The organism is Mesorhizobium sp. M4B.F.Ca.ET.058.02.1.1, assembly GCF_003952505.1.
GTDB lineage: Bacteria > Pseudomonadota > Alphaproteobacteria > Rhizobiales > Rhizobiaceae > Mesorhizobium.
In genome coordinates this window covers 984786-1000302 of sequence record NZ_CP034450.1, presented here as the reverse complement: position 1 = coordinate 1000302, position 15517 = coordinate 984786, and the positions used below count along the sequence as shown (strand labels likewise).

The following is a 15517-nucleotide window of genomic DNA, read 5'->3' as shown; positions in this document are numbered from 1 at the left end:
GTTCAGCGTACTTGCGGTCGCTCTCGGTGACGGCGATCGGCGACGAACCAGCCCCGGCGGCGGCGAAACCCACCGTGGCCATATCGTCGCAATCAGCGGTATCCTTTTGAAATTGCCGCCAAAATTGTCCCTGGAAAAGCGCCACGAAGATTGGAGTTTCGGCGCCGCTTCCTATATAAGCAGCGAGTGATTCCCGACTGGATTGTGACCTGATTTGACCGACCAGAAGACACCGCGCGGCGCCGACGGCGGCCCGACCGGCATCGAGCCGATTTCGATCATCGAGGAGATGCAGCGCTCCTATCTCGATTACGCCATGAGCGTGATCGTCAGTCGCGCGCTGCCCGACGTGCGCGACGGTCTGAAGCCGGTGCATCGCCGCATCCTCTATGCTTCGCATGAGAGCGGCTACCACTGGAACCGCAAATATGTGAAATCGGCGCGCCCAGTCGCCGACGTGATGGGTAAGTACCATCCGCATGGCGACGCCTCTATCTATGACGCCCTGGTGCGCATGGCGCAGGACTGGTCGCTGCGCGTGCCGCTGATCGACGGGCAGGGCAATTTCGGCTCGATCGACGGCGATCCGCCGGCGGCGATGCGCTACACCGAGTCGCGGCTGACCAAGGTCGCGCATGAATTGCTGGAGGACATCGACAAGGAAACCGTCGACTTCCAGGACACCTACGACGCGTCGGGCAGCGAGCCGAAGGTTCTGCCGGCCCGCTTCCCGAACCTGCTGGTCAACGGCTCCGGCGGCATCGCCGTCGGCATGGCCACCAACATCCCGCCGCACAATCTCGGCGAAGTCTGCAACGGCGCCATCGCCCTCATCGACAACCCTGCAATCGACCTGCCGACACTGATGGAGATCGTGCCCGGTCCGGATTTTCCGACCGGCGGCATCGTGCTTGGCCGTTCAGGCATCTACAGCGCCTATTCGACCGGCCGTGGCTCCATCGTCATGCGCGGCCGCGTCAATATCGAGGCGCGCGGCAACGACCGTGAATCGATCGTCATCACCGAGATTCCCTATCAGGTGAACAAGGCCTCGATGATCGAGAAGATGGCCGAGCTGGTGCGCGACAAGCGCATCGAGGGCATTTCCGACATTCGCGACGAGAGCGACCGCCAGGGCTACCGCGTCGTCGTCGAACTGAAGCGCGACGCCGTCGCTGATGTCATCCTCAACCAGCTCTACCGCTTCACCCCGCTGCAGACCTCCTTCGGCGCCAACATGGTGGCGCTGAACGGCGGCAAGCCGGAAGTGATGACGCTGATCGACATGCTGAAGGCGTTCGTCGGTTTCCGCGAGGAGGTGATCAGCCGCCGCACCAAGTACCTTTTGCGCAAGGCGCGCGAACGCGCGCACGTCCTGGTCGGTCTCGCCATCGCCGTTGCCAACATCGACGAGGTGATCAAGCTGATCCGCACCGCGCCCGATCCGCAGACTGCGCGCGAGCAGTTGATGGAACGGCGCTGGCCGGCCCACGACGTCGCGTCGCTGATCAAGCTAATCGACGACCCGCGCCACCGCATCAACGAGGACGGCACCTATAATCTGTCGGAAGAGCAGGCCCGCGCCATTCTCGAGTTGCGCCTGCAGCGCCTGACTGCGCTCGGCCGTGACGAGATCGCCGACGAGTTGAACAAGATCGGCGCCGAGATCGTTGATTATCTTGACATTTTGTCGTCCCGCGCGCGCATCCAGCAGATCGTCAAGGACGAGCTGATCGCGGTCCGCGACGAGTTCGGCACGCCGCGCCGCACCGAACTCTCCGACGGCGGCGCGGACATGGAAGACGAGGACCTGATCCAGCGCGAGGACATGGTCGTCACCGTCAGCCATTCCGGTTACATAAAGCGCGTGCCGCTCTCGCTCTACCGGGCGCAGCGCCGCGGCGGCAAGGGCCGCTCCGGCATGTCGACCAAGGAAGAGGATTTCGTCACTCGCCTGTTCGTCGCAAACACGCACACGCCGGTGCTGTTCTTCTCCTCGCGCGGCATCGTCTACAAGGAGAAGGTGTGGCGACTGCCTATCGGCAACCCGCAGTCGCGCGGCAAGGCGCTGATCAACATGCTGCCGCTGGAGCAGGGCGAGCGCATCACCACCATCATGCCGCTGCCCGAGGACGAGGCAAGCTGGGGTGAGCTCGACGTGATGTTCGCCACCACGCGCGGCACCGTGCGCAGGAACAAGCTGTCCGACTTCGTCCAGGTCAACCGCAACGGCAAGATCGCCATGAAGCTGGAGGAGGAAGGCGACGAGATCCTCGGCGTCGAGACCTGCACCGACAATGACGACGTGCTTCTGACGGCGAATTCGGGCCAGTGCATCCGCTTCCCGGTCAGCGACGTGCGCGTCTTCCAGAGCCGCAACTCGGTCGGCGTGCGCGGCATCGCCATGGCCGAGACCGACCGGGTCATCTCCATGTCGGTGATCGAAAACGTCGACGCTTCGCCCGCCGAGCGCGCCGCCTACCTGAAGCGGGCGGCCGCGGAGCGGCGGCTTGCCGCCGGTGTTGCCGGTGAAGAGGAAGAGATCGCGCTGACCAATGAGGAGATCGGCGAGGAGGCGGAGCTTTCCGACGAACGCTACGAATTCCTCAAGGAGCATGAGCGCCTCGTGCTGACGGTGACGGAATATGGCTACGGCAAGCGATCTTCGTCCTACGACTTTCGACTGACCGGGCGCGGCGGCAAGGGCATCCGCGCCACCGACGTGTCGAAGACGGCCGAGATCGGTCGTCTCGTGGCGACCTTCCCCGTTGGCAATGACGACCAGATCATGCTGGTGTCGGACGGCGGCACGGTCATCCGCGTCCCCGTCAACGGCATCCGTTTCGCCAGCCGCGCCACCAAGGGCGTGACCATCTTCAACACGGCCGAAGGCGAGAAGGTCGTTTCGGTGGAGCGGATTTCGGAACCGCAATCGGATGAGGAAGAGAGCGTCGAAGGCGAGGCCGATGCCACGGACGATGCTCCGGATATTGCCGAATAAGCTTAAAACAGCAACGCCGGCCAGACGGCCGGCGCAATCGGGACTGTTCGCGCAATCAAGCGGGGCGCAATTCAGTAGTGGCGATAGGGTTTGCGGACTTCGAAGCGCCGCGTGTTCGTCTTGGCGCGAACGCGCACGGCTTCCTGATGCAGACCGAATGCGGTGGCGATCAGCATGGCGACTGTCATTGCGGTGGCTAGCATGTAGATCAGCATGTGCGTGTTCTCCTGCGCCTAATAACGGATAGATGGGACTTTGGTTTCATCTCCTGAAGCGGCAACCTAGTGAACGCTGCGTGAAACGTTCCTGATCGTCGCATTCATCTGTCGTTCAGTCTGCGAAAAGGTTCACGGATGCCGCATCAATCGGATTTGCCTTCCGTCCGCGCGCCCGCTAGAAGCCTGCCATGACCGAACGCATCGCCCTTTACGCAGGCTCCTTCGACCCGCTGACCAACGGCCATCTCGACGTGCTGAAGGCTTCGCTCGCCGTGGCCGACATCGTCTATGCGGCGATCGGCATCCACCCCGGCAAGAAGCCGCTGTTTTCATTCGAGGAACGGGTGAAGCTGATCGAAGCGGCGACCAAGGCCGAGTTCGGTCGCGACGGCGCCCGCATAAAGGTCGTGGCGTTCGATGGCCTGGTCATCGACGCGGCGAGGAGAGAGGGCGCCTCGATCATGATACGCGGCCTGCGCGATGGCACCGATCTCGACTACGAGATGCAGATGGCCGGCATGAATGAGACCATGGCGCCGGAACTGCAGACGGTTTTTCTGCCCGCCAGCCCGTCGGTCAGAACCATTACCGCCACACTTGTCCGCCAGATAGCCTCGATGGGAGGCGACATCCGCCCCTTCGTGCCGGCGGCCGTCGCCGGCGCGCTCACCGCCAAATTCGCGAAATAAAACTCCGGAGACTTCCATGCAGCTGAAGAAGCTCGCTTCGTTCCTCGTCGTGCTGGCCGGCCTCGTGGCGGCATCCTTCCCGGCCTTCCCCGCCGACAAGGAAAACACTATGATCATCACGCTGAAGGACGGCGACGTGACCGTCGCGCTGCGCCCCGATCTGGCGCCCAAGCACGTCGCGCAGATCAAGAAGCTGGTGCGCGAGGGCGCCTATGACAATGTCGCCTTCCACCGCGTCATCGACGGCTTCATGGCGCAGACCGGCGACGTCAAGTTCGGCAACATGAAGAAGGGCTTCAACCCCGAGGCCGTCGGCACCGGCGGCTCCGACCTGCCTGACTTGCCGGCCGAGTTTTCGCAGACCGAGCACTACAAGCGCGGCGTGGTCGGCATGGCCCGTTCGCAGGATCCGAATTCCGCGAATTCGCAGTTCTTCATCATGTTCGCGCCGGCGTCGTCACTCGATGGCCAGTACACCATCGTCGGCAATGTCGTCAGCGGCATGGAGCTGGTCGACAACATCAAGAAGGGCGACGAGGCGGACAACGGCACGGTCGCAGACCCCGACCGCATGGTCAAAGTGCGTATCGCCGCCGACAAATAAATCTGTTTTTCTCAAAAGGATATCTGACATGGCTGAGATCAAGGACCGCGAAAACGCGCTCATAATGGAAACAACCAAGGGCAACGTCGTCATCGAAATGTTCCCCGACCTGGCGCCCGGCCATGTCGCCCGCATCAAAGAGCTCGCGCGCGAAGGCGCCTATGACGGCGTCGTCTTCCACCGCGTCATCGACGGCTTCATGGCGCAGACCGGCGATGTCAAGTTCGGCAATTCGAGCAAGGCCTCCTTCGCGCCTTCCCGCGCGGGCATGGGCGGCTCGGACAAGCCCGACCTGAAGGCCGAGTTCTCCAACGCCAACCACGGTCGCGGCACCTGCTCGATGGCGCGCGCCCAGAACCCGAATTCGGCCAACTCCCAGTTCTTCATCTGCTTCGACGATGCCGCCTTCCTCAACCGCCAGTACACGGTCTGGGGCCAGGTGATCGAAGGCATGGAAAATGTCGACAAGATCAAGCGCGGCGAGCCGGTGCAGGATCCCGACAAGATCGTGTCGCTCAAGGTCGCGGCCGACGTCAAGTAAGGTGTGAAACCACGATGATGGGCGCCGTCTGGTCCCTGCTTGGCATCCTGTCCGGCGCCTTTATCGCCGTTCAGGCGCCCATCAATTCGCAGCTGGCGCGCGGCCTGGGCCTCCCGGTCGCGGCGGCTGCGTTCTCGTTCCTGTCGGGCGCGGTCGTGCTCGGCATCATCGCTCTCGTGGTGGTGAAGCTGCAGGGCATTTCGTTAGACTGGAAAGCGCCCGCGCCATGGCTGTTCATCGCCGGCGGCATGCTCGGCGGCTTCTACGTCACGCTCTCGACGATTTTGACGCCACGTATCGGCGCCGCCGCGCTGATGGCGTTCCTGGTCGCAGGCCAACTGCTGGCCGGCATGCTCATCGACCGCGCCGGCTTCCTGGGCGTGGCGGTGCGCGAGATCTCGCTCGGCCGCATTGCCGGCGCCGCGTTGCTGCTCGCCGGAGCGCTGCTCATCCGGCTCTATTGATGCGCGTCGACCTCTTCGATTTCGACCTGCCGGAAGACCGCATTGCATTGCGTCCGGCCGAGCCGCGCGACAGCGCCAGGATGCTGGTCGTCAGACCGGGCGGCGCGGGGCTGGCCGACCGCGCGGTGAGCGACCTGCCGTCGCTGCTCAAGGAAGGCGACGTCCTCGTCTTCAACGACACCAAGGTCATTCCAGCGCAGCTCAAGGGCATCCGCAAGCGCGGCGAGGCACAGGCGCAGGTCGAGGCAACGCTGCACATGCGGGTGGCGCCCGACCGCTGGCAGGCCTTCATGCGGCCAGGCAAGCGCATCGCCGCGGGCGATCGCATCCATTTCGGCCATGACACCAATTCCTGCTTTCTCGGCCGGCTCGACGCCACGGTGATCGAGAAGGGCGAGGCGGGCGAGGTGCTGCTTGGCTTCGATCTGTCCGGTCCGTTTCTCGACGAGGCGCTGCATGCGGTCGGCCACATCCCGCTGCCGCCATACATCGCCTCCAAGCGCGATGACGACGAGCGCGACCGCAGGGACTACCAGACCATCTATGCCAGGGAGGAGGGCGCCGTCGCCGCGCCCACCGCCGGGCTGCATTTCACGCCAGAGCTGTTCTCCGCATTGGACGCGAAAGGGATCGAGCGCCGCTTCGTCACCCTGCATGTCGGCGCAGGCACCTTCCTGCCGGTCAAGGCGGACGACACCGCCGACCACAAGATGCATGCCGAAACCGGCTCGGTCAGCGCCGAGACCGCTCAAGCACTCAACGAGGCCAAGGCGCGCGGAGCGCGGATCATCGCCGTCGGCACGACGTCGCTGCGCCTGCTGGAAAGCGCGGCCACGCCGGACGGCAGGCTCGCCGCCTGGTCGGGTCCGACCGATATCTTCATCACGCCCGGCTACCGTTTCCGGACGGCCGATCTCCTGATGACCAATTTCCATCTGCCGCGCTCGACGCTGTTCATGCTGGTCTCGGCCTTCAGCGGGCTGGAGACGATGCGCGCGGCCTATGCGCATGCCATCGACAGCGGCTACAGGTTCTACTCCTACGGAGACGCCAGCTTGCTTTACCGAGCGGAGACGAGCGATGGACGATGATCTGGAACACATGGACCGCGACGCTCTGGTCGCGGAGGTGAAGAAACTGCGCGCCGGCATTCGCACCCATCGCGACTCCACCGGCCACGATCTCTGCTGGCATCACCCCGACCTCTGGGCCCTGCTGCCGGAAAAGACCGAACCTGCCATCGCGGTGCCGCCCTGGGAAAAATTCATGCGCGGCTGCATCCGCTACCGGCAGTCGCTCGACGAGCAGGCACCCGGCGCGCCTGTGCACGACAAGGACTTCCATGGCTGAGGCTTTCACCTTCAAGCTGCTTGCCACCGACGGCAGGGCGCGGCGCGGCGTGATTTCGATGCCGCGCGGCGAGATCCGGACGCCGGCCTTCATGCCGGTCGGCACCGGTGGCACCGTGAAGGCCATGTACATGGACCAGGTGCGCGGCGTCGGCGCCGACATCATCCTCGGCAACACCTATCATCTGATGCTGCGGCCGGGCGCCGAGCGCGTGGCGAAGCTCGGCGGCCTGCATGAATTCGCCCGCTGGCCGCATCCGATTCTCACCGACAGCGGCGGCTTCCAGGTGATGTCGCTGTCGAAGCTGAGAAAACTCTCGGAAAAGGGCGTCACCTTCCGCTCGCATATAGACGGCGCGCCCTACGAAATGTCGCCGGAGCGGTCGATCGAAATCCAGGGCCTGCTCGACTCAGACATCCAGATGCAGCTCGACGAATGCACGGCACTTCCAGCCAAGCCGAAGGAGATCGAGCGCGCGATGGAATTGTCGCTGCGCTGGGCCGAGCGCTGCAAGGCGGCCTTCGGCGACCAGCCGGGCAAGGCGATGTTCGGCATCGTCCAGGGCGGCGACAGCGCGGCCATGCGCGTGCGCTCCGCGCAGGCGCTGAAGGCCATGGACCTGAAAGGCTACGCCGTCGGCGGGCTGGCCGTCGGCGAGCCGCAGGCGGTGATGCTGGACATGCTCGACATCACCTGTCCGGAACTGCCTGCCGACCGGCCGCGCTACCTGATGGGCGTCGGCACGCCGGACGACATCTTGAAATCGGTGGCGCGCGGCATCGACATGTTCGATTGCGTGATGCCAACCCGCGCCGGCCGCCATGGCCTCGCCTATACGCGCCGCGGCAAGGTCAACCTGCGCAATGCCCGCCATGCCGACGATCCGCGGCCGCTGGACGAGGAGAGCGACTGCCCGGCCGCACGCGACTATTCGCGCGCCTACCTGCATCATCTGGTGCGTTCGCAGGAGTCGCTTGGCGCGATGCTGCTCACCTGGAACAATCTTTCCTACTATCAGAAATTGATGCAGGACATCCGCGCCACGATCGAAGCGCAGGCCTTCGATGCACGTGCCGCAGAGATCTCCGAAGGCTGGGCGCGGGGTGATATTCCGGTGCTCTGACCGGCTCAGGTGCTGAGCGACGTCGAGGCCCGCAGGCTGCAGCCGGTGATCTGGAAGCTACCGTCGGGCTGCTGCTCCAGCGTATACACCGCCTCGTAATCCTTGCCATCAGGCCCGACGATCATCACCTGCTGGATAATCGAGGTCGGACCGGTCTGCTCGACTTTGCCGAAGGCATAGCTCTGCGGCTTGCGCACCGGCGCGTAGCCGTTGGTCACCATGTTCATGAACATGTCGACCGTCGGGAAGACGCGTTTCACATTCGGCGCGGCGAAACTGTAGGCCCTGACGCCGTCATTCGCGATGAAGGCTTTCAACTGGCTGTCGATGACCGTCTGCGCCGCCTTGACCTCGGCGTCGCCTGCAAGCGCCGAGGACAGGAAAAGGAATGGAATGATTGCGAATGCGAATAACGAGCGGCGCATGCCTGCCTCCATTGTCCCCAGGGGAAATCGCAGTCCGAAGATGCATCCTAACATACGCATGGCGCCGCTTGGTGGTTTCAGCAAATCGCAGGCGCCGCGATTCGGCGATGCCGCCATGCTTGGTGCTCGTTGCTCGGCGCCTTTCGGCTGGTGCTTGAAAGCTGGGCGCCACTCTGCCAAAAGGGCCGCTTATTCGCGCAGAGGCTAGGCAGGACCGGCAATGAAGGCATTTTTCGTGCAGATTAAGTGCGATCTGGGCAAGGCCTATGAGGTCGCGGGCGCGCTTGCCGATGCCGAGATCGCCTCGGAAATCTACTCGACCGCCGGCAATTACGACCTGCTCGCCAAATTCTATGTCGAGGATGAGCAGGACGTCGGCCACTTCATCAACGAGAAGGTGCAGATTCTGCCCGGCATCAAGGACACGTTCACCATCGTCACTTTCCGCGCCTTCTGAGTCGCCCTTTGTCGTTTGCCCGGGCGCAAGGCAAAGCCTGACCCAGCCCCGTCGGCCCTGCCTCAATCTTAAGCAGTCCTGACATAACGACCGCCGGCATCCATCAAATCACCGATTGCGCTTGATTTTCTCCGACGACGCCAGTGAAATGGTGTCACAGGGGAGTACGCGATTGGCAGCGTTTGATGAAATGCTTCCGGAAGTTTCCGGACTGAGAAGACCATATTCGGCTTATGATCGCTGGCTGAAGGAGCAAGACCCGGCCAGGCTTACCCAGAAAATGCAGGACGCCGAGCGCGTCTTCCGCAAGACCGGCATCACCTTTGCCGTCTATGGCGAGCAGGAAGCCTCAGAACGGCTGATCCCCTTCGACATCGTCCCGCGCATCATCTCCGGCAATGAATGGCGCCGCCTGACGCAAGGCATCGAGCAGCGCGTCCAGGCGCTGAACGCGTTCCTCGACGACATCTACCACCGTCAGGAAATCCTGCGCGCCGGCCGTGTGCCCAGGGAACTGGTCGCCAAGAACGAGGCCTTCCTGTCGGAAATGATCGGGGTCAGGCCGCCGGCCGGCGTCTATACCCACATCATCGGCGTCGACATCGTGCGCATCTCGGAGAACGAGTTCTACGTTCTGGAGGACAATGCCCGCACGCCCTCCGGCGTCTCCTACATGCTGGAGAACCGCGAGACGATGATGCAGCTCTTCCCCGAGCTGTTCCAGCAGATCAAGGTGCGGCCGGTCGAAAACTATCCGCAGCTCTTACGCCAGTCGCTGGCCGCGGTGCGGCCAAAGGGCACCAAGGATGCGCCGACCATCGCCGTGCTGACGCCGGGCAGCTACAACTCCGCCTATTTCGAGCATGCCTTCCTCGCCGACCAGATGGGCGTGCAGCTGGTCGAGGGCCAGGACCTGCGCGTCGTCGACGGCCATGTCGCGATGCGCACGACGGAAGGCTACAAGCAGATCGACGTGCTCTACCGGCGCGTGGACGATTCTTTCCTCGATCCTCTCACCTTCCGCCCGGACTCGGCACTTGGCGTGCCCGGCATCATGGACGTCTACCGCGCCGGCAACATCACCATTGCCAATGCGCCGGGAACCGGCATCGCCGACGACAAGGCAATCTATTCCTACATGCCCGAGATCGTCGAGTTCTACACCGGCCGCAAGGCGATCCTCGGCAACATCCCGACCTGGCGCTGCTCCGAGGGGGACAGCCTGAAATATGTGCTGGAGCACATCAGCGAGCTGGTCATCAAGGAAGTGCACGGCTCCGGCGGCTACGGCATGCTGGTCGGGCCTGCGGCGACCAAGAAGGAGTGCCAGGACTTTGCCAAGAAGCTCGCGGCAAAGCCATCGAACTACATTGCCCAGCCGACGCTGGCGCTGTCGACCTGCCCGATCCTCACCGAGAAGGGCTTGTCGCCCCGCCATGTCGACCTCAGGCCCTATGTGCTGGTCTCCGACCGCATCCAGATCGTGCCCGGCGGCTTGACGCGCGTGGCCCTCAAAGAGGGCTCTCTGGTGGTCAATTCCTCGCAGGGCGGCGGTACCAAGGATACGTGGGTGCTGGATGATTGAGCTGGGCAGGGGGACGCAGCAATCATGAGACGCATTCTTCCCTACTCGCTACTCGCTATTCGCTATTCGCTCGACATCGGGGCAAATTGATATGCTTTTGGGCCGTACCGCCAACGGGCTCTACTGGATGAACCGCTACATTGAGCGGGCCGAAAACATGGCCCGCCTTGTCGATGCCGGCCTGCGCATGGCGCTCACCCGTACGCAGAATGCGTCCGAGGAGTGGAACTCGGTGCTGCTGAGCGCGGGCTCCGACATCGCCTTCAGCCAGAAATACCAGGACTATACCGCTGCCAACGTTTCCGACTTCCTGCTGCGCGACACCTCGAACCCGTCGAGCACCATGTCCTCGATCGAGACCGCCCGCAACAATGCCCGCATGGTGCGCACCGCGCTGACGCGCGAGACCTGGGAGAGCATCAACGAGGCCTGGATGTCGCTGAAGCGCATGCTGGCCAGGCCCATCGACGAGCGCGACCTGCCGAACGTGCTCGACGCCATCAAGCGCGAGACAGCGCTGATCCGCGGTTCGTTCTACGGCACCATGCTGCGCAACGAGATCTTCGATTTCTCGCAGCTCGGCACCTATGTCGAGCGCGCCGACAACACGGCCCGCATCCTCGACGTCAAATACTACGTGCTGCTGCCGTCGATCTCCTGGGTCGGCTCAACGCTCGACAACTATCAGTGGGAATCGATCCTGCGCTCGGTGTCGGCGCATCGCTCCTACCGCTGGGTCTACGACGCCGACTACAAGCCGACCAACATCGCCGACTACCTCATCCTCAACGTGCGCATGCCGCGTTCCCTGACCTTCTGCTACCGCTTCCTCGCCGAACACCTGAAATTCCTGGGCGACGACTATGGCGAGCGCCATGCATGTCACGCCACGGCCGAAAAGACGCAGGCAATGCTGAGGGCGGGCTCAATCAAGGACATATTCGACGCCGGCCTGCACGAGTTCCTGGCCAATTTCATCCGCGACAACACCAGGCTCGGCGACGAGATCGCGCTGGATTACAAGTTCTATTGAGCATCAGGCTCGCAACCGGAAACTGACGCCATGCGGCTCAAGATCACCCATCGGACAGACTACCGCTACGATGCGCCGGTGCAGTATCTCTTGCAGCGGCTGCGGCTGCTGCCAGTCAGCGGCCACACACAGACCGTTCAGTCCTGGGCTTTGAAGATCGATGGCGCGCGCGAGGAGGTACGCTTCACCGACCATTTCGGCAACGACACCCGGCTTTTGAGCGTCGAAGGCGAGCCTCACGCCATCGCCATTGAAGCTTCGGGCGAGGTGGTGACGCGCGACACCACGGGCGTATCCGGTCAACACCAGGGTTTTGCGCCGCTCTGGCTGTTCGCGCAGGAGACGCCGCTGACCGCCGCCGGCGAAGGCATTCGCGAGCTTGCCGCCTCGGCGGGCAAGGGCACGGATATCGAGCGGCTTCATCGGCTGATGGGCACGATCGGTGAGCGTGTCGCCTACAAGCCTGGCGCCACCACTGTGATGACGCCGGCCGAAGAGGCACTGGCGCTTAGAACCGGCGTCTGTCAGGACCACAGCCATATCTTCGCTGCCGCGGCGCGCGCCATGGGCTTTCCGGCCCGCTATGTCAGCGGCTATCTGATGATGGATGCGGCGGTCCAGCAGGCGGCGAGCCACGCCTGGGCCGAGGCGCATGTCCAAGGCCTCGGCTGGGTTGCTTTCGATGCCGCCAACGGAATCTCCCCCGACGAGCGCTATGTGCGCGTGGCGACCGGGCGCGACTACCGGGACGCCTCACCGGTATCGGGGATTAGGCTGGGACAGGCGCAGGAACAGCTTGCGGTGACTGTCACGGTAGAGCAGTAATTCCAGCGGAATCGCTGCTAAAGAGTACCCATGACCTATTGCGTCGGCCTGAAGATCGATCGCGGGCTCGTGTTCATGTCGGACACGCGCACCAACGCCGGCATGGATTCGATCTCGACCTTCAAGAAGATGCATGTCTGGGAGGAGCCCGGCGAGCGCGTCATTGTGCTGATGTCGGCCGGCAATCTGGCGACCACGCAGGCCGTGGTCAGCCTGCTCGACGAGCGCACCAAGGCAGTGGCGGATCGCCATGCGACGCTGCTCGAGACGCCGTCCATGTACCAGACGGTGCGGCTGGTAGGCGATACGGTCAAGGAGGTCATCGCTCATTCCTCGCCCGCAGGCGACAAGGCCGATTCCTACTTCAACGCCTCCTTCATCCTCGGCGGCCAGATCAAGGGCAGCCCGCCGCGGCTGTTCATGATCTATCCCGAGGGCAATTTCATCGAATCGACCGACGACACGCCGTTCTTCCAGATTGGCGAGACCAAATACGGCAAGCCGATCATCATCCGCGCCTATGAACGCACGATGAGCCTGGCCGAGACGGTGAAGCTGCTTTTGGTGTCCTTCGATTCGACGCTGAAGTCGAACCTGTCGGTCGGCCTGCCGCTCGACCTGCTGTTCTACGAGAAGGACGCCTTCAAGGTCAGCCTTAAGAAGCGCATCGGCCAGGACGATCACTATTACCGCACCATCTCGGACGGCTGGTCGAACGCGCTGAAGACGGCTTTCGCCAGCCTGCCGGATTTTCCGGGGTAGGGCGGCGCGACCTCGCTGAATCATTGCCTTCATATATTTAACATGTTAATCAACACCCGAGCGGTTGCATTTGCCGGCGCGGCGGCCGGCTACTGGGAGGAAACATGGACAATAACGAATTCCGCACTTGGTCTAGGCGTGCCGCCGACTGGGGTGTCGACTACCGCGACACCTTGCGCGAACGGCCGGTGCGCCCAGCGCTTGCCCCTGGCGAGGTTTTCCATGCCATCGAGGTCTCGCCGCCGGAAACCGCGGAACCGATGGACAGGATCTTTGCCGATTTCGAGGAAAAGATCGTGCCCGGCATGACGCATTGGCAGCACCCGCGCTTCTTCGCCTATTTCCCGGCCAATGCCGCCCCGGTCTCGGTGGTTGCCGAATATCTGGTTTCGGCGATGGCGGCGCAGTGCATGCTGTGGCAGACCTCGCCGGCGGCGACCGAGTTGGAGACCCGTACCGTCGACTGGATGCGCCAGGCGCTCGGCCTGCCCGATGGCTTTTCCGGCGTCATCCAGGATTCGGCTTCGTCGGCAACGCTGGCCGCGGTGCTGACCATGCGCGAGCGGGCGCTCGACTGGCAGGGGAACAAGGAGGGGCTGACAGGGCAGGCGAGGCTTCGCGTCTATTCCTCGGATCAGGTTCACACCTCCATCGATCGCGCCATCTGGGTCGCCGGTATCGGCGAGGAGAACCTCGTCCGCATTCCGGTCGCCGGCCGTTTCCGTGCCATGGACACCGCGGCGCTCGAAGCCGCGATCGTCTCCGACCGCAACGCCGGTATGCGGCCGGCGGGTATCATCGCTTGCGTCGGCGGCACCAGCACCGGCGGCACCGACGACATCGCCGCCGCGGCTGCTGTCGCCAAACGGCACGGCCTCTATCTGCATGTCGACGCCGCCTGGGCCGGATCGGCGATGATCTGCCCGGAGTATCGGCATTTCTGGGCCGGCGTCGAAGGCGCCGATTCGATCGTCTTCAATCCGCACAAATGGCTGGGCGCGCAGTTCGACTGCTCGATCCAGTTCATCCGCCAGCCCGAAGATCTGGTGCGTACGCTGGCCATCAAGCCGGACTATCTCAAGACCCATGGTCATGACGGTATCATCAACTATTCCGAATGGTCGGTGCCGCTCGGTCGGCGGTTCCGGGCGCTCAAACTCTGGTTCCTGTTGCGGGCGCATGGGTTGGAAGGCCTGCGCGCCATGATCCGTAACCACGTCGCCTGGAGCGAAGGCCTCGCCAAGCGCCTGGCAGGCGAGGCGGATTTCGACATCGTTACCGAGCCGATGCTGTCGCTATTTTCGTTTCGGCATAAGGGAGGGGCGGGCGCCGATTCAGATGAACACAACCTTCGACTGGTCAATGCCATCAACGACGATGGCCGCATCTACCTGACCCAGACCAAAGTGGATGGTGGGGTCGCGATCCGCTTCCAGGCCGGCCAGTTCGAGGCGACGGCGGACGATATCGACGCGGCATTTGATGTCATCACCGAAATCGCACGCTGCCTTACTTGAGGCAAGCCCCCTATCGAGCTGCGCCGGTTTTGCGATCATATGATTTTCATTAGCCGGCATCTGCCTTTTCATTGCTTTCGTTTTCGGATATACACAAGAAAAACGAAAACGGGAGGCACTAGATGTTTCTGTCCCCGCGCCATGCTGAAATCGTCCAGATGGCCCAGGATCATGGCCGTGTGCTGGTGGACGATCTGGCCACGCATTTCAACGTGACGCCGCAGACCATCCGCAAGGACCTCAACGATCTCTGCGACCAGCGCCTGCTCACACGCATCCATGGCGGCGCCCTGTTCCCCTCCGGCATCGAGAACATGGAGTATGAGGCGCGCCGCAAGATCGCCGCCGAGGAGAAGGAGGCGATCGGCCGCGCCGCCGCCAGGCTGATCCCCGACAACGCCTCGCTCTTCATCAACATCGGCACCACGACCGAGTCCGTCAGCAAGGCCTTGCTGGACCACAACGGCCTCATGGTCATCACCAATAATATCAATGTTGCCAATAGGATGCGTGTCTATCCTTCGATCGAGGTGGTGATTGCCGGCGGCGTCGTGCGTGGCTCCGACGGCGGCGTCGTCGGCGAGGCCGCCGTCGACTTCATCCGCCAGTTCAAGGTCGACTACGCCGTCATCGGCGCCTCGGCCATCGACCATGATGGCGCGCTGCTCGATTTCGATTTTCGCGAGGTGAAAGTGGCGCAAGCCATCATCGCCAACGCCAGGCACGTCATCCTGGTTTCCGACCAGACCAAGTTCGAACGCACCGCGCCGGTTCGCATCGGCCATCTGTCGCAGGTCAACACCTTCATCACCGATCGTTGCGACATCCCCTCGGTGCGCAAGATCTGCGAGGAGGCAGAGGTTCAGCTGATCGAAACATCGCTCGGCTAGGGCCGGCTAACGTGGCTTTCACGGCGCTGTGAT

General features: G+C 63.2%; 17 protein-coding genes. 15 read left to right on the top strand and 2 right to left on the bottom strand.

Features of this window, described 5'->3' with window-relative positions; all coding sequences use genetic code 11:
* Positions 1-214: 214 nt before the first annotated feature.
* Positions 215-3001, top strand: a complete 2787-nt coding sequence (gene gyrA, locus EJ073_RS05075; protein ID WP_126054742.1) for a DNA gyrase subunit A — start codon at positions 215-217, stop codon at positions 2999-3001.
* A 71-nt stretch (positions 3002-3072) separates the two neighbouring features.
* Here gyrA and EJ073_RS05070 read toward each other — a convergent pair whose 3' ends face one another.
* Complete coding sequence (locus EJ073_RS05070) at positions 3073-3216, bottom strand: hypothetical protein (RefSeq protein WP_126054741.1); 144 nt, start codon at positions 3214-3216, stop codon at positions 3073-3075.
* Between the two features lie 191 nt (positions 3217-3407).
* Here EJ073_RS05070 and coaD point away from each other — a divergent pair, with 191 nt between their 5' ends.
* The 7 genes from coaD (at position 3408) to tgt (ending at position 7990) form a co-directional block, all read left to right on the top strand.
* Entirely contained in the window at positions 3408-3908 is a 501-nt protein-coding gene (coaD, locus tag EJ073_RS05065) for a pantetheine-phosphate adenylyltransferase (RefSeq protein ID WP_126054740.1), read from the top strand.
* Between the two features lie 109 nt (positions 3909-4017).
* Positions 4018-4512 carry a peptidylprolyl isomerase gene (locus tag EJ073_RS05060; protein ID WP_245455680.1) on the top strand — a complete coding sequence of 165 codons (495 nt, stop codon included), beginning with the start codon at positions 4018-4020 and terminating at the stop codon, positions 4510-4512.
* Positions 4513-4540: 28 nt separating this feature from the next.
* Positions 4541-5053 carry a peptidylprolyl isomerase gene (locus tag EJ073_RS05055; protein ID WP_126054738.1) on the top strand — a complete coding sequence of 171 codons (513 nt, stop codon included), beginning with the start codon at positions 4541-4543 and terminating at the stop codon, positions 5051-5053.
* Positions 5054-5067: 14 nt separating this feature from the next.
* A complete protein-coding gene (locus EJ073_RS05050; RefSeq protein WP_126054737.1) occupies positions 5068-5517 on the top strand; it encodes a DMT family transporter in 450 nt (149 codons plus the stop codon).
* Positions 5517-6608 (top strand): tRNA preQ1(34) S-adenosylmethionine ribosyltransferase-isomerase QueA, encoded by a 1092-nt coding sequence (queA, locus tag EJ073_RS05045; RefSeq protein ID WP_126054736.1) that lies wholly within the window; start codon positions 5517-5519, stop codon positions 6606-6608. The genes EJ073_RS05050 and queA overlap by 1 nt, the downstream gene beginning before the upstream one ends.
* Entirely contained in the window at positions 6598-6867 is a 270-nt protein-coding gene (locus tag EJ073_RS05040; RefSeq protein ID WP_126054735.1) for a hypothetical protein, read from the top strand. Before queA ends, EJ073_RS05040 begins: the two co-directional genes overlap by 11 nt.
* Positions 6860-7990, top strand: coding sequence for a tRNA guanosine(34) transglycosylase Tgt (gene tgt, locus EJ073_RS05035; RefSeq protein WP_126054734.1), 1131 nt, complete (start codon positions 6860-6862; stop codon positions 7988-7990). The genes EJ073_RS05040 and tgt overlap by 8 nt, the downstream gene beginning before the upstream one ends.
* 5 nt (positions 7991-7995) lie before the next feature.
* Here tgt and EJ073_RS05030 read toward each other — a convergent pair whose 3' ends face one another.
* Positions 7996-8415, bottom strand: a complete 420-nt coding sequence (locus EJ073_RS05030) for a DUF4864 domain-containing protein (protein ID WP_126059080.1) — start codon at positions 8413-8415, stop codon at positions 7996-7998.
* A gap of 220 nt (positions 8416-8635) precedes the next feature.
* On the opposite strand from EJ073_RS05030, the gene EJ073_RS05025 reads away from it, so the two are divergent.
* The 7 genes from EJ073_RS05025 (at position 8636) to EJ073_RS04995 (ending at position 15484) form a co-directional block, all read left to right on the top strand.
* Entirely contained in the window at positions 8636-8872 is a 237-nt protein-coding gene (locus EJ073_RS05025) for an Lrp/AsnC family transcriptional regulator (protein ID WP_126054733.1), read from the top strand.
* 172 nt (positions 8873-9044) lie between these two features.
* A complete protein-coding gene (locus EJ073_RS05020; protein WP_189347840.1) occupies positions 9045-10457 on the top strand; it encodes a circularly permuted type 2 ATP-grasp protein in 1413 nt (470 codons plus the stop codon).
* Between the two features lie 91 nt (positions 10458-10548).
* A complete protein-coding gene (locus EJ073_RS05015; RefSeq protein ID WP_126054731.1) occupies positions 10549-11490 on the top strand; it encodes an alpha-E domain-containing protein in 942 nt (313 codons plus the stop codon).
* Between the two features lie 30 nt (positions 11491-11520).
* A complete protein-coding gene (locus tag EJ073_RS05010) occupies positions 11521-12315 on the top strand; it encodes a transglutaminase family protein (RefSeq protein WP_126054730.1) in 795 nt (264 codons plus the stop codon).
* A 30-nt stretch (positions 12316-12345) separates the two neighbouring features.
* The gene (locus EJ073_RS05005; protein ID WP_126054729.1) at positions 12346-13077 is read left to right on the top strand and encodes a peptidase; all 732 of its coding nucleotides are present in this window, start codon (positions 12346-12348) and stop codon (positions 13075-13077) included.
* Positions 13078-13181: 104 nt separating this feature from the next.
* Positions 13182-14594, top strand: coding sequence for an aspartate aminotransferase family protein (locus EJ073_RS05000; RefSeq protein ID WP_126054728.1), 1413 nt, complete (start codon positions 13182-13184; stop codon positions 14592-14594).
* Between the two features lie 122 nt (positions 14595-14716).
* On the top strand, positions 14717-15484 hold the full coding sequence (locus EJ073_RS04995) for a DeoR/GlpR family DNA-binding transcription regulator (RefSeq protein ID WP_126054727.1): 768 nt from the start codon (positions 14717-14719) through the stop codon (positions 15482-15484).
* Positions 15485-15517 lie beyond the last annotated feature (33 nt).

Coding starts and splice junctions, on each gene's coding strand:
- coaD (WP_126054740.1), top strand. CDS start 3,408: ATGACCGAACGCATCGCCCTTTACGCAGGCTCCTTCGACCCGCTGACC.
- EJ073_RS04995 (WP_126054727.1), top strand. CDS start 14,717: ATGTTTCTGTCCCCGCGCCATGCTGAAATCGTCCAGATGGCCCAGGAT.
- EJ073_RS05050 (WP_126054737.1), top strand. CDS start 5,068: ATGATGGGCGCCGTCTGGTCCCTGCTTGGCATCCTGTCCGGCGCCTTT.
- EJ073_RS05030 (WP_126059080.1), bottom strand. CDS start 8,415: ATGCGCCGCTCGTTATTCGCATTCGCAATCATTCCATTCCTTTTCCTG.
- EJ073_RS05025 (WP_126054733.1), top strand. CDS start 8,636: ATGAAGGCATTTTTCGTGCAGATTAAGTGCGATCTGGGCAAGGCCTAT.
- EJ073_RS05060 (WP_245455680.1), top strand. CDS start 4,018: ATGATCATCACGCTGAAGGACGGCGACGTGACCGTCGCGCTGCGCCCC.
- EJ073_RS05015 (WP_126054731.1), top strand. CDS start 10,549: ATGCTTTTGGGCCGTACCGCCAACGGGCTCTACTGGATGAACCGCTAC.
- EJ073_RS05070 (WP_126054741.1), bottom strand. CDS start 3,216: ATGCTGATCTACATGCTAGCCACCGCAATGACAGTCGCCATGCTGATC.
- EJ073_RS05005 (WP_126054729.1), top strand. CDS start 12,346: ATGACCTATTGCGTCGGCCTGAAGATCGATCGCGGGCTCGTGTTCATG.
- queA (WP_126054736.1), top strand. CDS start 5,517: ATGCGCGTCGACCTCTTCGATTTCGACCTGCCGGAAGACCGCATTGCA.
- EJ073_RS05040 (WP_126054735.1), top strand. CDS start 6,598: ATGGACGATGATCTGGAACACATGGACCGCGACGCTCTGGTCGCGGAG.
- tgt (WP_126054734.1), top strand. CDS start 6,860: ATGGCTGAGGCTTTCACCTTCAAGCTGCTTGCCACCGACGGCAGGGCG.
- EJ073_RS05055 (WP_126054738.1), top strand. CDS start 4,541: ATGGCTGAGATCAAGGACCGCGAAAACGCGCTCATAATGGAAACAACC.
- EJ073_RS05010 (WP_126054730.1), top strand. CDS start 11,521: ATGCGGCTCAAGATCACCCATCGGACAGACTACCGCTACGATGCGCCG.
- EJ073_RS05000 (WP_126054728.1), top strand. CDS start 13,182: ATGGACAATAACGAATTCCGCACTTGGTCTAGGCGTGCCGCCGACTGG.